Genomic DNA, 13509 nt, shown 5'->3' with positions numbered 1-13509 from the left:
GGGACGGGTAAACCGCCCCTGCTTTTTTTGTTGTCTTCAACCGAGACCGATTTCACGCTTGTCGCGCGCATATCGCGAAAGCGCGAGATAGCGGTAGAGACCGTGGACGAACTTGCCGTAGGGCATGGTCAGGAAGAAGGTCAGCACCGCGCCGAGATGAAGGGCGAGGAGAAGCCCCAGAAGCGGCGTTTCACCGAGGAGCCGGAGCGCGAGCCCGGTTGCCCCGGTTATCAGGAGGATCACGAGGAAGCCGTATTCCATGCTCTTGAAGCCCGGCGTGCGCAGTTCCTCGAGCCGGGTCAGCTTGGCATGGATCAGGCCGATCGGCCCGATCACCAGACCAATGCCGCCGGCAATGCCGAGAAGGGCGGGAATGTCGTACCAGGCATAGGGCGCTTCGCGGCCCAGCAGGTAGTGATAGAGCGTGGCAAGCGAGGTGGACGCCAGGCACAGCAGGAAGCCGTAGAAGGTGAAGTGGTGCCAGAGCCTGCGCCGGTCGGTGGGTTTGTCATCCTCGTTGAAACAGCCCTGCCCACCGCCGTCAAGATAGGTGAGTTTCGCCGCATTCACTGACGCTTCCAGGTGATCGCCGGCATGAAGATCCGGCGCGCCGGCATCCCGCCAGAAGGCCCGCGCACCCATGAAGATCGCCAACAGCATGTAGAGGAAGGCAGTGCCGAACAGCGCGACCATCGCATTATGGGGCATCAGAGCATAAAAGCGGCTGTCATCAAGATGGGCCGTCCACAATGCGCCCGGATTGTTGGCGGCAACGAAGCCGAGCAGGAACAGCGCGAAGCTCACCGTCAACCCCAGCGCCAGCGCCAGCCCATGACGGGCAAACAGCGGGCGCGCCGCGGCAGGCCAGGCATAATGCGCATAGCTTTCGGTCCGCACCTGCGCCAGAACCTTCGGCACGTTGACATTAAATTCGTGCGGCGGGGAGAACTGGCAATCATGAAAGCAGGCACCGCAGCCATGGCAGAGATTGGCGAGATGGTTCAGATCGCCATCACTGAAGGACCGCTTCATTTCCATGGCCGGAAAGACCGCGCAAAGCCCTTCGCAATAGCGACAGGAATTGCAGACGGTCATCAGCCTGTCGGCTTCGGTGAGCGCCGGGGATTCATGCGACATGTCGTGCGGCCTCCTCGCCCGCGATACGTCCGAAAACCGCGCCGATGGTCATGCCGATGCCCGCGGCATAGCCCTGGCCGAGCACGTTGCCGGCCATAATCTCGCCGGCGGCGAACAGATTTTCGGAAGGCGCGCCATCGGCCATCACCATGCGCGCGTCATGGTCGACCTTCACGCCGAGATAGGTGAAGGTAATGCCCGGGCGCACCGGATAGGCATAATAGGGCGGGGTCTCGATCCGCTGCGCCCAGTTGGTCTTGTTGATCGCCAGCCCTTCGGTGGCGTTGCCGTCCTTGGCATTGGTATCGAAGGGTTTGCCGCCGATAACGGCCTTGTTGAACTCGTTGATGGTCCGCTCGAAGACATCAGGATCGAGTTCAAGCTTTGACGCCAGTTCCCGAAGGGAGGGGGCCGAGATTGGCGGGTAAAGTGATGGCATGAAACGCGGTATGTTCGGTGCGTCGAAGATAATGAAGGCCTTCTGGTCCGGCTGGTTCGCCACCAGCCGGCCCCAGATCGCATAGCGCTTCGGCCAGATATCCTCGCCCTCGTCGTAGAAGCGTTCGGCGGCGGTGTTCACCACCACCCCCAGCACCACGCAATCGAGCCGGGTGATGATGCCGCCGTCATAGCGCGGCGCGCGTGCATCGATGGCGACAGCATGGCACTGGCTGGCATCGCCGATCTGCATTACGCCGCTGTCGATCAGCATCCGCGTGACAGTGCCGCGATTATAGGGCGTGCCGCGAATGAGGAAGTTCTCGGCCTTTTCGCCCCAGCCCTGCTTGAGCCAGTCGATATCCGCCTGAAATCCGCCGCAGGCGGCAACAAAGGCGCTCGCGCGGACAACCTCCTCGCCATTCGGATTGCGCACCCTTGCGGCCTGAAAGCGCCGGTCGCTGATATCGAGACCGATCACCTCATGCTCATAGCGGATCTCGACGCCGAGCTTTTCGGCTGTGCGGTAGAGCGCATTCAACATGGACCGGCCGCCGCCCAGAAAGAAGGAGTTGGTGCGGCCGAGACTGATGGTCCCGCCGAGCGAGGGCTGGAACCGCACGCCCTGCTGCTGAATCCAGCCGAGCATCGGCTTGGACTTCGCGATCATCATCCGCGACAGCGCTTCGTCGGTGTTGCCATCGGTCACGCGCATCAGGTCTTCGAAGAACTCGTCTTCGGTATAGGGACCCGTGAGCGTGCTGGTCGCCTCGTCATGGGCGCAGCGCATGTTGCGGGTGTGGCGGGTATTACCGCCCCGGTAGAATTTCGGCGCGGCCTCCACGACCAGCGCCCGTCGGCCTTGTCGTGCCGCGGCGATCGCGGCGCAAAGCGCCGCATTGCCGCCGCCCGCGACCAGGACATCCCAGTCCGCCATCGGCTCAGACCTTGTCCGTCAGGCGGGAAAGGACAGGAAAATATTCCTGAGCGAAGCCGGCATCGCGCGCCTTTTCCATTCGCGCCTGCGCCAGTTCCGCGCCATGGGCCCGAAAGCCGGTGAACGCGGCGAGATCGAGCGCGTAGCTGACGTCCTTCAGGGCATAGTCGGTCGGGAAGGCGCCCTTGGGGAAGCTATCCTTGAGCATCGCCTTCATGCCGTGGTTGCGCAGCGCGAAACTGTCGGCGGAGCCTTTCGACATGGTGTCGAACAAGAGGTCCGGATCGACCCCCGCGGCCTTGCCGAGCGCAAGCGCCTCGGACAGGGCGACAACGGTTTCGAACAGCACCATGTTGTTGAGGATCTTCACCACCTGTCCACAGCCGACCGGGCCGCAATGAGTGATGTCGGTTGCGGCATGGGCGAGCAGCGGGCGTATCCTGTCAAACACCGCGTCGCTACCGCCGACCATGATCGAAAGCGTTCCGTCTTCCGCTGCCTGGCGGGTACGCGCGACCGGGGCATCGGCGAAGTCGATTCCGCGTTCGGCAAGCTTGCTGTCGATCGTACGCGTCAGGCTCACCGGCGCGGTCGACATGTCGACGACCGTCAGGCCCTTTCGGCCGTGTTCCAGAACGCCATCCTTGCCGAGAATGACGGATTCGACCTGAGGACCGCCGGGCAGAGAGAGGAAGAGGGTGTCCACTTCGGCCGCGAGCGCCGCGACGCTCTCGGCCTTTTTTGCGCCAAGCGCGACGAGCCTGTCGACGGGCGCGTCCGCGAGATCGAACACGCGGACCTCCGCGCCGGATTTTTGAAGCATGTTGCGGCAGATGGGTTCGCCCATCACGCCGAGGCCGGCAAAGCCGATCAGGGGCGCAGTCATTGTCGGGATCCTTGTCTTGTCGGTATTGAAACGATCGATGTTCCGCACAGCGAACCGAGATAGGCGGTATTGCCATCGGCGGAAAAATCGATGCTGGCGATGTTGCCGAGACGGCTGTTGCCGGCCTCGTAGAAGTGTTCGCGGCCCATCCGGCCTTGTGAAAGCGCGGTCTCGACCGTGTCGACCCAGCCGGCATCGCAGTCTTCGAGAACGAGCGTCTTTTGTCCGTCCGGTGCGATCCGCCACAGACGGTTGCTGACGATGCAGGTGACCCAGAGATGCCCTTGCGAATCGAACCGGATGCCATCCGGAAAGTCACCGCGTCCGAAGGCGGCAAAGGTTCTGCGGTTGCTTAAGCCGGAAGGCCCGAGATCGAATTGCGTGATGGTGCGCGAGAAGGTCTCCGACACCATCAGGCCGCTGCCATCAGGCGTCAGCCGGCATTCGTTGGAAAAGCAGATGTCGTCCGCGAGAATTCGAGCGCCGTGTTCGTCTTTGATGATGACGAGTCCGTCGCGCACCTTGTCGGTATAGGCGGCGAAGCGCGGGCGGCTGACCGTGCTGACGGTGATGAAGCATCGGCCCTTTTCGTCCGTCATCACGAAATTTGCGGCTGCGAGAAAAACGCCATCGACCTCCATCAGATACGGGGTCAGATCGCCATCCGCGGACAGCTTCCAGATGCCGCCGCCCTCGCCGATATTGGCGATCAGGAAACTGCCATCGGGCTGAGGAGCAATGCCATTCGGAATCAGCTCCTCGCCACCGGCAAGCGCGGGTTCTGGGCCGCGCGTGGTGACTTCGCCATCAGGCGTAACGAAGCTGACGCCTCTGCCGCGATGCGAAACGGCAAGTCGTCCATCGCCAAGCACCTGGACCGATTCCGGGCGGTTGAGCCCGTCGCCGATCGGGCGGACGTCGCTAAAGGACAATTGCGGCGAATGGGTCGAGTCCATCATATCTCCTCTTCGATTTCAAAATAGACCGATAGTTCTGTCTAGCGCAACAAAAATGTCTTGACAAATGGTCTCTCCAATGGACTTATCGGTCCGTCAGGTGGAATTTGGAAGAGGCATGGGCAATATCGCTGACATCATCGAGCGGCTTCCGGCGCTGTTTGCCAACCAACCATCTCTGGTTCGGCGCGCGGCACGGGCGGAGATCACAATCCTGCTTGAGGCGGGCGATCAGGCGCGCCGTCTGATGCTGGATAGCGGAACGCTGCGCGTGGCGTCGGCTGATGGCCCGATGGATGGTTGGGACGTTGCCTTGAGAGGTGCCGAAGACGCATTTATGGATCACTGGCAGACGATGCCCGGCCCCGATGCCGCCGATATATTCGGCATGCGGCGTCACGGACGTCTGGTCATCGAGGGCAATTTCCTGCCGCTGATGCGGCATCTGCAGGTGGTGAAGGATATTCTGGCGCTGCCGAGGAGCGTGTCGTGACGCCTGCCTTTGATCCCATCACCGGGCGTTATCTCAGGCTCGAAATCGGAGGCCGCGCGCACCGCGTCTATATCGAGGAGGCGGGGGAGGGCATTCCGTTGCTCTGCCTGCATACGGCAGGCGCCGATGGACGCCAGTACCGCGATTTGCTGCTCGACGAGAGTGTGACCAACAGGTTTCGCGTCATCGCCTTCGACATGCCCTGGCATGGCAAGTCAAGCCCGCCCGAAGGGTTTCAAAATGAGGAATACAAGCTTTCCACCCGTGCCTATGTCGAACTCATCCTCGCCGTTTCCGAAGCGCTCGAACTCGACCGACCGGCCGTGCTCGGCTGCTCGATCGGCGGTCGGATCGTGCTGCAGCTTGCGGCCGCGTGTCCCGAGCGGTTTCGGGGTCTGATCGGCGCGCAGGGCGCGGCCTGGCAGGACCCCTGGTATGACACCGACTGGCTGCACCGCGCCGACGTGCATGGCGGCGAAGTCTGCGCCGCGCTGATCTCTGGGCTGATTGCGCCCGGCGGGCCCGAGGCCGACCGGCACGAGACCTTGTGGCACTACATGCAGGCCGGGCCGGGCATATTCAAGGGCGATCTGTGGTTCTACCGGGTCGATGGCGACCTTCGCGACACGATCGCGAAGATCGATACCGGAAAATGCCCGCTATGGCTGCTTTCGGGCGAGTACGACTATTCCTGCCGCCCGGAAGACACCCTTGCCACCGCCGACGCCATTCCCGGCTGCAAGGCCGTGGTGATGGAGCGGCTGGGACATTTTCCGATGAGCGAGCATTATGAGCAGTTCGCATCCTATCTGCGCCCTGTTCTGGACGAGATCGCAATGCCGGCAGACCGGTAATTGCACGTGATGATCAAAAAGGGAGGTTCAATCATGAGACTGACAGGAATTCTGGCCACCGTATCGGTGCTTGCCATGGTCGCATCGCCGGCAATGGCTGAGGAGCAGACGCTGAAGATCGGCGCGCTGGTCACGCAATCGGGTGCGGGCGCAAGCTGGGGCAACGGCATGTTGCGCGCAGCCGAACTGGCGGCCGAGGACGTCAACAAGGATGGCGGGCTCGATGTCGGCGGCACCAGATATCATGTCGAGGTGATCGCCTATGACGACGCCTACAAGGCGAACGAGGCCGTCACCGCCGCAAACCGCCTCGTGTTCGAGGACAAGGTGAAATACATCATCGGCACGGTCGGCTCCGCGCCGATCCTGGCGATCCAGCCGATCACCGAGGAAAACAAGGTCATCACCATGACGCTCGGCTTCACGGCGCAGGCCCTGTCGCCCGAAAAGCCCTATACGTTCCGGCCGAACCCGACGACGGCCGAAGTCGCACAGCCGCAGATCGACTGGCTGGTGGAAAACCAGAACATCAAGACCGTTGGCGCGCTGTTTCCGAACGATGAGACCGGCGAGGCGATCGCCGAGGATATCGCCGAAGCCTATAAGGCGGCGGGCGCCGAACTGACGGCCAAGGAATTCTTCGAGCGCGACCGGGTGGATTTCATCCCGCTTCTGACCCGCATCGTCGCCCAGGGCGTGGATGCGATCGAACTCGACGGCAACTCACCGGTGACCGCCGGTCAGATCGTGCAGCAGGCTCGCGACATTGGCTTTGACGGCGTGATCATCCGCACCGGCGGTCCCGCGACGCAGGAGATCGTGAATGTTGCCGGCGTGGCGGCCACAAACGGTATGTTCGTGCACTCGGCCTTCAACCCGAATATCGAATCGGCGACCGAATATCAGAAGCGCTACGTCGATACCTATGGCGATCAGATGAACGGCTTCTCGCCATTCTTCTATGACGGCACGAAAATGCTGTTCAAGGCTATGCAGGAGGCTGGTACCGTCGACGATACCGAAGCCGTCAAAACTGCACTCGAAAACATCTCCGACTATGAGGGCGTGCTCGGCACGATGAACTGGACCGGCGAGGACAGCTACGGCATCGCCCACCAGCTCGATTCGCCCTTCTATATCGCGCGCGTCGAGGATGGGAACGAGGAGATCGTTGCCTCCTGCACCACGTCCGGCTGTGAATAGCAAAAGCTTTCCGTGCGGCTAAACCGCCGCACGGGTCTCTTGACGAAAGGCCGCTTCCTTGAGCTTTCTTATCGCGCAATCGCTGATCAACGGCGTCATCCTAGGTACGCTCTACCTGATGATGGCCATCGGCTTCACACTGGTCTTCGGGGTGATGCGGGTCGTGAATTTCGCCCATGGCGAATTCTACATGATCGGCGCCTTCATGGCGTTGATCGGGGTGACCTGGCTCGGCCTGCCCTATGCCGTGACCCTCGCCCTGACGGTGGGGCTTGCCATACTGCTTGGCGCCTTGACCGAGCGGCTGGTGTTCCGTCCGTTCCGCTCCGACGAGCTGTCGGGCATGATCGCCTCGCTCGGTCTTGCGATGATCCTCCAGAACGGGGCGCTTCTGTTCTTCGGGCCGGATCCGCAGGCTTTCCCGTCGATGGTTTCCGGCGTGTTCCGCTGGGGCGCGTTGATCGTCCCAAAATCGCGTGCGCTGACCCTTGGCGTTGGCGTTGTGATCCTGATCGGCTTCTATTTCCTGCTGATGCATACAAGGTTTGGCCGTGGTCTCAGGGCCCTGGTCCAGGACCAGCAGGTGGCGATGCTTTACGGCGTGCGGCTTGAACTGATGTATCCCCTCGGCCTTGGTCTCGGCGTCGCGCTTGCCGCCGTTGCCGGCGGGCTTATGGCGCCGCTCTTCGGCGTATCGCCCTTCATCGGCGCAACGCCGCTCCTGAAGGCCTTTATCGTCGTCATTCTCGGCGGTCTCGGCTCGATCCCGGGCGCTGCACTCGCGGCCATGCTGCTGGGGCTGATCGAAAGCTTCGTCAGTTCCTTCATCAGCGCGTCCGCCGCCGATATCGTGACATTCGCGCTTGTGGTCGGCGTGTTGCTGCTGCGCCCCTCGGGTATTCTGGGTCGGGGTGAGGCATGACGGATATCGCCACCTCCAAACCTCAAGCAGTGTGGAACGCGGGCGGCATTGCCTTTGCCGTTGCCGTGATCGCGCTGGCGTCGATCCCGTGGTTCACAGGCAGCGTTTTCCACTTCCACATCGCCATCATGATCTGTCTCGGCGCCATGGCGGCGGCGGGCCTGGGGACGATCGCATGGGTCGGGCAGCTCTCGCTCGCGCATGGCGCTTTCGTCGGCATCGGCGCCTATACCTGCGTGCTGATGGTCGTGCGGCTTGGCGTGCCCTTCGTGGTCGGCCTGCCGCTTGCGGCGCTGGTTACGGGCGCAATCGCCTATGTCATCGGAACCCCGCTGTTGCGTCTGCGCGGCGTCTATTTCGTACTGATCACCTTCGCCTTGAACGAGCTTTTCCGCCTGGTGATGCTTGAATTCCCGACGGTTTCGGGCGGCTCGAGCGGCATTGCCGCCATTCCGAAGATATCGCTCTTCGGTCTGGTCCTGCGTGACCAGCAATCCGTTTATGTCTTCACGCTCGCCATGCTGGCGCTGGTGATGGCGCTTTTGTGGAGCATCAGGCGCGGGCCGCTCGGTCGGCGCTTCGCCGCCGTTGAGGAAAATCTCGAACTTGCGGAGGCTTCCGGCATTCCAACCGCGCGCACCCAGAATACCGCCTTCGTCATCGGCAGTGCGATTGCCGGCTTCACCGGCGCGATCATGGCGCATTATATCGGCTTCATTTCTCCCGAAAGCTTCGGATTTCAGCTCTCGGTTTCCTATGTGATCATTCTGGTGACCGGCGGACGGCTGGCGCTCGCTGGCCCGCTCGTCGGCGCGATCTTCCTCACGCCCCTGCCGGAATTTCTGCGCAGCGCACAGGAATACCAGCACATCATTTATGGCGTTGTCCTGATCGTCGTGCTGCGCTTCCTGCCTGAAGGGCTTGCAGGTCTGCCCAAGAGGCTTGCCGGAAAGGGGAGGGAACAGTCATGACTCCGATCCTGAAACTTGAAAACCTCTCCAAGCGCTTCGGCGGTCTGGCCGCGCTTTCCGAGGTCAATTTCGAGGCGGCGAAAGGCGAGATTACCGGACTGATCGGACCCAATGGCGCGGGCAAGACAACCTGCTTCAACCTGATCACCGGAACGTTTCCCGCAACCTCGGGCGCGGTGCTGTTCGAGGGCAGGGATGTCACCGGTCTGGCACCGCACAAGCTGGTCGAACTGGGCCTGGCGCGAACATTCCAGTCGGCGACGACCTTTCCGAAGGCGACGGTGCGCGAGAATATTCTTCGAAGCGCCCTGCTTCGCTATCCGCTCGGCGTCGTGCCGATGCTGTTTGGCGGCGCGCCGGCGCGGCGTGCGCTGGAATCCGCCGAGGCGGTCGTAACAGACGTCATGGATGCGCTCGAGCTCAGCCCGCATGCCGATCGGATTGCCGGCACGCTGGCCTATGGTCATCAGAAGCGGCTCGGCGTTGCGATCGGTCTTGCAACCCGTCCGGCGCTGCTGCTGCTGGATGAACCGGCCGCCGGCCTCAACCCCGAGGAGGTCGACCGTTTCGGCGGCATGCTCGACACGCTTACCGGGCACTTCGGGGTCTCGGTTCTGATCGTGGAACATCACATGCGCCTGATCATGCGGGTCTGCAACCATATCGTCGTGCTCGATCACGGCGAGAAGATCGCGGAGGGTACGCCGAACGCGGTGCAGAACGATCCGCGCGTCATCGAAGCCTATCTGGGAGCTGAAGATCATGTCGGGTGAGCTCTCCATCAAGGGTCTCAATGTCAGCTACGGGCCGGTCGAGGCGCTGCACGACGTCAGCTTCGACGTACCCGGCGGTCAGATCGCAGCGCTTGTCGGCTCCAATGGCGCCGGCAAGAGCACCGTCCTGAAATCGATCTGCGGTCTGGTGACGCCAACGGCCGGAACCATCAGCGTTGGCGGCGAGACCGTCGGTCCGCGACCCGGCGACGCGCTCAAGCGCGGGGTTGCCATGTCGCCCGAGGGACGGCGGCTGTTTGCGCGCCTGAGCGTGGAAGAAAACCTGCAGATGGGCGCCTACACGATCTCGAGCGCCAAGGCGAGCCGCGAGATGCTTGAGCGTGTCTATGGCTATTTCCCCCGGCTTCGCGAGCGTCATCGCCAGATGGCGGGTTCGCTTTCGGGCGGGGAACAGCAGATGGCCGCGATCGGCCGTGCGCTGATGGCGCAGCCCAAATTGCTGCTGCTCGACGAGCCGTCGCTCGGCATCGCGCCGATCATCGTGGCCGAACTCGGCAAGATCATCACCGAAATCAATCGCGATCTCGGCATGACCGTGCTGCTGGTCGAACAAAACGCCAATATGGCGCTGTCGCTCGCAGAAACCGGAATCGTCCTGGAAACCGGTCAGGTGACCATGACCGGAACCGGGCGCGAACTGCTCGACAGTCCTGCCATTCGCTCTGCCTATCTGGGCATATGAGAAAGGGAATACCTCATGCCGTTGCTGGATACCCCGGCCCGCCTGCCTGTCACCGATAAAATCGAACCCCTGCTGATTGGCGGCAAGGCCGTGATGGGAGACGGGCCCGTGCTGGACGTGATCAACCCGGCCGATGGCAGTGTCATCGGACGCGTTGCGACCTCGACGCCCGCACAGGTGCGCCAGACGGTTGCCGATGCGGGCGATGCGCTCCGCGCCACCGGCTGGGGCGGGCGGATGCCGCATGAACGCGCGCGGATCCTGTCGCGCGCGGCGGACGAGATCGAGCGTCAGGCCGATCATCTGGCCGAGTTGCAGATGATGGAAAACGGCAAGACCCGCAGCGAAAGCCGGGGGCAGGCGATGATGGCGGCAGGCATTTTCCGCTATTTCGCGGCCGTCTGCGAATGCAGCGAAGATACGATGCCCCCGGCAAGGGGCGACTATTTCACAATGACGGTGCAGGAGCCGGTCGGCGTGGTCGCGGCCCTGACGCCCTGGAATTCGCCGCTGACCATGGGCGCGCAGAAGATCGCGCCCGCGCTTGCGGCCGGCAATGCCGTGGTGCTGAAGGCGGCCGAGACGACGTCCTTCGTGTCGCTGGCGCTTGGCCAATGCGTGATCGCCGCCGGGCTTCCCGACGGGCTTTTGTCGGTGATCGCCGGCAAGGTGGAAACCGCCGTCGCGCTTGTCGAGGATCCCGGCATCGGGCTGATCTCGTTTACCGGCGGCACATCCACGGGGCAGAGCATCGCCCGCGGCGCGGCTGACCGCCTCGTGCCGCTGATCCTGGAGCTTGGCGGCAAGTCGCCGCATATCGTGTTTGCCGATTCCGATCTGAAGGCTGCCGCAAAGTCAGTCGCCTCGGGCATTTTCGGCGGGACCGGGCAATCCTGCGTGGCGGGGTCGCGGCTTTTTGTGGAAGGTAGCGTGGCGGAAGAGTTCAAACAGCTTCTGATCGCCGAAGCCGCGGCGATGCGGGTGGGGCGGCCATCCGACCCCGACAGCGTTCTCGGGCCGCTGGCCTCGTTCTCGCACCGCGAGCGAGTGGAAAGCTTTGTCAGGCGCGGGGTCGAGGCCGGCGGCGAAATCCTTCTCGGCGGCGCCCGTCCGGAAGGCGAAGCCTTTGAAAGCGGGGCCTATTACCTGCCGACGATCATTGGCGGCATCGACAACAGCGCAGCCATCGCGCAGGAGGAAATCTTCGGGCCGGTGCTCTGCTTCATGACCTTCGAGGATGAAGCGGACCTGATCGCTGCCGCCAATGACAGCGTCTACGGGCTGGCGGCCGGCATCTGGACCGGCGACTACAAGCGCGCCTGGCGCGTGGCGCGGGCGCTTGAGGCCGGAACCGTCTGGATCAATACCTACAAGCAGCTTTCCGTTGCGGCACCCTTCGGCGGCTACAAGCTGTCGGGGCTGGGTCGCGAGAAGGGCCTTCAGGGCATGCGCGCCTATCAGCAGAGCAAGAGCCTTTACTGGGCAGCCTGAGACCAATGCAAAATCGGGCGGTCAAGCTGATCCGCCCGATCTGACATGTTGCGTTTTGACCGCCGCAGGCTGATCGGTCGCCGGGCCACGTTTCGCAGAAGTTCTCTTTTATGAAGGAAAGTGACCGCCTAGCGCTTCGGAGATTTCCCGGGCGGCGTCCAGCATCTGCGGACGCATGCGGGCGATATCGTCCTCCTGAAACCGCTCTTTCGGTCCCGAAAACGAGAGCGCCCCGATCATTCGATTCGAACCGGTGAACACCGGCGCGGCGACACCGGCACAGAGCTTGTCGCGCTCGCCCAGCGATACGGCGAAGCATTCCGCGCGCACCTTGTCCATTTCAGCGCCCGGCTCGGGCGGATCACCGAAGGCGCGCAGGACCTTGCCGGCCGCGCCGCGGGTGATGGGAAGGCGATCGCCGGTATTGACCCGGTCGAGCGTGGAATGGTTGGAGTTCAGCCTGAACAGGCAAAGACGCTCCTCGGCTGTCTGGCGCACGTGAAAGGACGGGCTCTCCGTGCCCATGGCGACAAGCCGCTCGAACACCGGCAGTATTTGATGGCGCAGGGGATTGGTTTGCTCATAGGCGATGCCGAGCTGCATGATCGTCGGGCCGAGGGCATATTTGGAATCGTCCACCCGCACGACATAGCCGGCGTCCTGCAGGGATTCGAGAAGGCGAAGGATGGTGCTTTTATAAAGCCCGGTCGCCCGCGAAATCTCGGAAAGGTTTCGCGGCATTGTGCTTGCTTCCAGCGCCGCCACGATCTTCAGAGCACGGTCTACGGCGGCAACGCCGCGCGAGGTTTTTTCCTGTTCTCCGTCAACGTCGCTATGCGTTTCCAACGATACCTCTATTTCATGCACCCTGACCAGACATGCGGTTCGGTCCGGCAACCGGATCAAACGTTCTATATTCCTAACCTAATCAATTGGTGACTATTTTGAAAGCGGATAATTCACCCAGACGCTCATATGAAAAGTCTTGGAGCGTGAACATTGTCGTATGAATCGCCAGTCCTCCCGAAAGACGTTCGATCCCTGCCTCAAAGGCATCGATCACAAAAGCGACATGGATGCCCCGTTCGGCGGCTTCGGAATTCCGGCTATGGTCGTGATAACAGTCCTTCTGTGCTGTCCGAAATCTTGGAGGAACGTGCCCTGCAATTGCCGCAGGATGCCTGGCCGCGCAACTGCGCGTTCCTTCAGCGGAGGCCGGGTTGGCCGCGCCCAGCGCGGCGTACAACTGCCGGTCTTTGTGATTGCTCGATCGGCTCAGATCATCGCGCGGTAAATCTGAACCTCCCGATGCTGTGGCTCTTTGTTTTGACGCATCGGGTTATCGAAAAACCGGATTCCACTTTTCGCCCGATACTCTAGACACGGATGCCATGCACTTTATTCAACCCGCAATATGCGCGCGACGTCAATTCGCTGTTTATGCAGCCGGGCCGCCCCAGCGAACGATCGCGGCGCTGGACGGCAAGTATGCAAGGCAAGCACTCATGAAAATACTCTCCCTGTTGTTCGGCATCCTGCTCCTCATCGGAACATTCGTGTGGTTCTCCTATTTCGTGCCCCTGGGCTGCGGGATGAACCCCACCGGATGCCGTGAAGAATTCAGCGTCTGGAGCCAGATCGGCTTCATCCATTTCTGGGCACCGATGGCCGTGGCGGCAGCAGCCATAATTTATGGAATCAGGCGGACATAAGACCGGGGCTATCGCTCAGCACTGTCGAGGACC

The 13509-nt window shown here is 62.2% G+C and carries 15 protein-coding genes; 9 read left to right on the top strand and 6 right to left on the bottom strand.

Translation table 11 applies throughout. The annotated features are described in order from the left end of the window. Nucleotides 1-36 precede the first annotated feature (36 nt). The 4 genes from tcuB to K7H91_RS18395 are packed head-to-tail and all read right to left on the bottom strand — an operon-like array spanning nucleotide 37 to nucleotide 4354. A complete protein-coding gene (tcuB, locus tag K7H91_RS18410; RefSeq protein WP_230721692.1) occupies nucleotides 37-1137 on the bottom strand; it encodes a tricarballylate utilization 4Fe-4S protein TcuB in 1101 nt (366 codons plus the stop codon). Beyond that, complete coding sequence (gene tcuA / locus K7H91_RS18405) at nucleotides 1127-2512, bottom strand: FAD-dependent tricarballylate dehydrogenase TcuA (RefSeq protein WP_230721691.1); 1386 nt, start codon at nucleotides 2510-2512, stop codon at nucleotides 1127-1129. Before tcuA ends, tcuB begins: the two co-directional genes overlap by 11 nt. 4 nt (nucleotides 2513-2516) lie before the next feature. Continuing rightward, entirely contained in the window at nucleotides 2517-3398 is an 882-nt protein-coding gene (locus K7H91_RS18400) for an NAD(P)-dependent oxidoreductase (RefSeq protein WP_230721690.1), read from the bottom strand. Further along, nucleotides 3395-4354, bottom strand: a complete 960-nt coding sequence (locus K7H91_RS18395; RefSeq protein ID WP_230721689.1) for an SMP-30/gluconolactonase/LRE family protein — start codon at nucleotides 4352-4354, stop codon at nucleotides 3395-3397. The genes K7H91_RS18400 and K7H91_RS18395 overlap by 4 nt, the downstream gene beginning before the upstream one ends. Nucleotides 4355-4472: 118 nt before the next feature. Here K7H91_RS18395 and K7H91_RS18390 point away from each other — a divergent pair, with 118 nt between their 5' ends. The 8 genes from K7H91_RS18390 to K7H91_RS18355 are packed head-to-tail and all read left to right on the top strand — an operon-like array spanning nucleotide 4473 to nucleotide 11764. After that, a complete protein-coding gene (locus tag K7H91_RS18390; protein WP_230721688.1) occupies nucleotides 4473-4847 on the top strand; it encodes a hypothetical protein in 375 nt (124 codons plus the stop codon). Further along, complete coding sequence (locus tag K7H91_RS18385; protein WP_230721687.1) at nucleotides 4844-5701, top strand: alpha/beta fold hydrolase; 858 nt, start codon at nucleotides 4844-4846, stop codon at nucleotides 5699-5701. Before K7H91_RS18390 ends, K7H91_RS18385 begins: the two co-directional genes overlap by 4 nt. Before the next feature lie 33 nt (nucleotides 5702-5734). Further along, entirely contained in the window at nucleotides 5735-6904 is a 1170-nt protein-coding gene (locus tag K7H91_RS18380; RefSeq protein ID WP_230721686.1) for an ABC transporter substrate-binding protein, read from the top strand. Nucleotides 6905-6962: 58 nt separating this feature from the next. Further along, complete coding sequence (locus K7H91_RS18375; RefSeq protein ID WP_230721685.1) at nucleotides 6963-7826, top strand: branched-chain amino acid ABC transporter permease; 864 nt, start codon at nucleotides 6963-6965, stop codon at nucleotides 7824-7826. Next, nucleotides 7823-8797, top strand: coding sequence for a branched-chain amino acid ABC transporter permease (locus K7H91_RS18370; RefSeq protein WP_230721684.1), 975 nt, complete (start codon nucleotides 7823-7825; stop codon nucleotides 8795-8797). The genes K7H91_RS18375 and K7H91_RS18370 overlap by 4 nt, the downstream gene beginning before the upstream one ends. Further along, nucleotides 8794-9570, top strand: coding sequence for an ABC transporter ATP-binding protein (locus tag K7H91_RS18365; RefSeq protein ID WP_230721683.1), 777 nt, complete (start codon nucleotides 8794-8796; stop codon nucleotides 9568-9570). Before K7H91_RS18370 ends, K7H91_RS18365 begins: the two co-directional genes overlap by 4 nt. Then, entirely contained in the window at nucleotides 9560-10273 is a 714-nt protein-coding gene (locus tag K7H91_RS18360) for an ABC transporter ATP-binding protein (RefSeq protein ID WP_230721682.1), read from the top strand. Before K7H91_RS18365 ends, K7H91_RS18360 begins: the two co-directional genes overlap by 11 nt. Before the next feature lie 15 nt (nucleotides 10274-10288). Then, a complete protein-coding gene (locus K7H91_RS18355) occupies nucleotides 10289-11764 on the top strand; it encodes an aldehyde dehydrogenase family protein (RefSeq protein ID WP_230721681.1) in 1476 nt (491 codons plus the stop codon). 108 nt (nucleotides 11765-11872) lie between these two features. Here the strand turns inward: K7H91_RS18355 and K7H91_RS18350 are convergent, their stop codons facing one another. Beyond that, complete coding sequence (locus K7H91_RS18350) at nucleotides 11873-12610, bottom strand: IclR family transcriptional regulator (protein ID WP_230721680.1); 738 nt, start codon at nucleotides 12608-12610, stop codon at nucleotides 11873-11875. Nucleotides 12611-12692: 82 nt separating this feature from the next. Further along, nucleotides 12693-13010, bottom strand: coding sequence for a hypothetical protein (locus K7H91_RS18345; RefSeq protein ID WP_230721679.1), 318 nt, complete (start codon nucleotides 13008-13010; stop codon nucleotides 12693-12695). 16 nt (nucleotides 13011-13026) lie between these two features. Here K7H91_RS18345 and K7H91_RS18340 point away from each other — a divergent pair, with 16 nt between their 5' ends. Continuing rightward, the gene (locus K7H91_RS18340) at nucleotides 13027-13476 is read left to right on the top strand and encodes a hypothetical protein (protein ID WP_230721678.1); all 450 of its coding nucleotides are present in this window, start codon (nucleotides 13027-13029) and stop codon (nucleotides 13474-13476) included. Nucleotides 13477-13509 lie beyond the last annotated feature (33 nt).

The organism is Martelella mediterranea (genome assembly GCF_021021415.1).
Taxonomy (GTDB): domain Bacteria; phylum Pseudomonadota; class Alphaproteobacteria; order Rhizobiales; family Rhizobiaceae; genus Martelella; species Martelella mediterranea_C.
The sequence above is the reverse complement of the archived record's forward strand: the minus strand, read 5'-3'. Positions and strand labels throughout refer to the sequence as shown.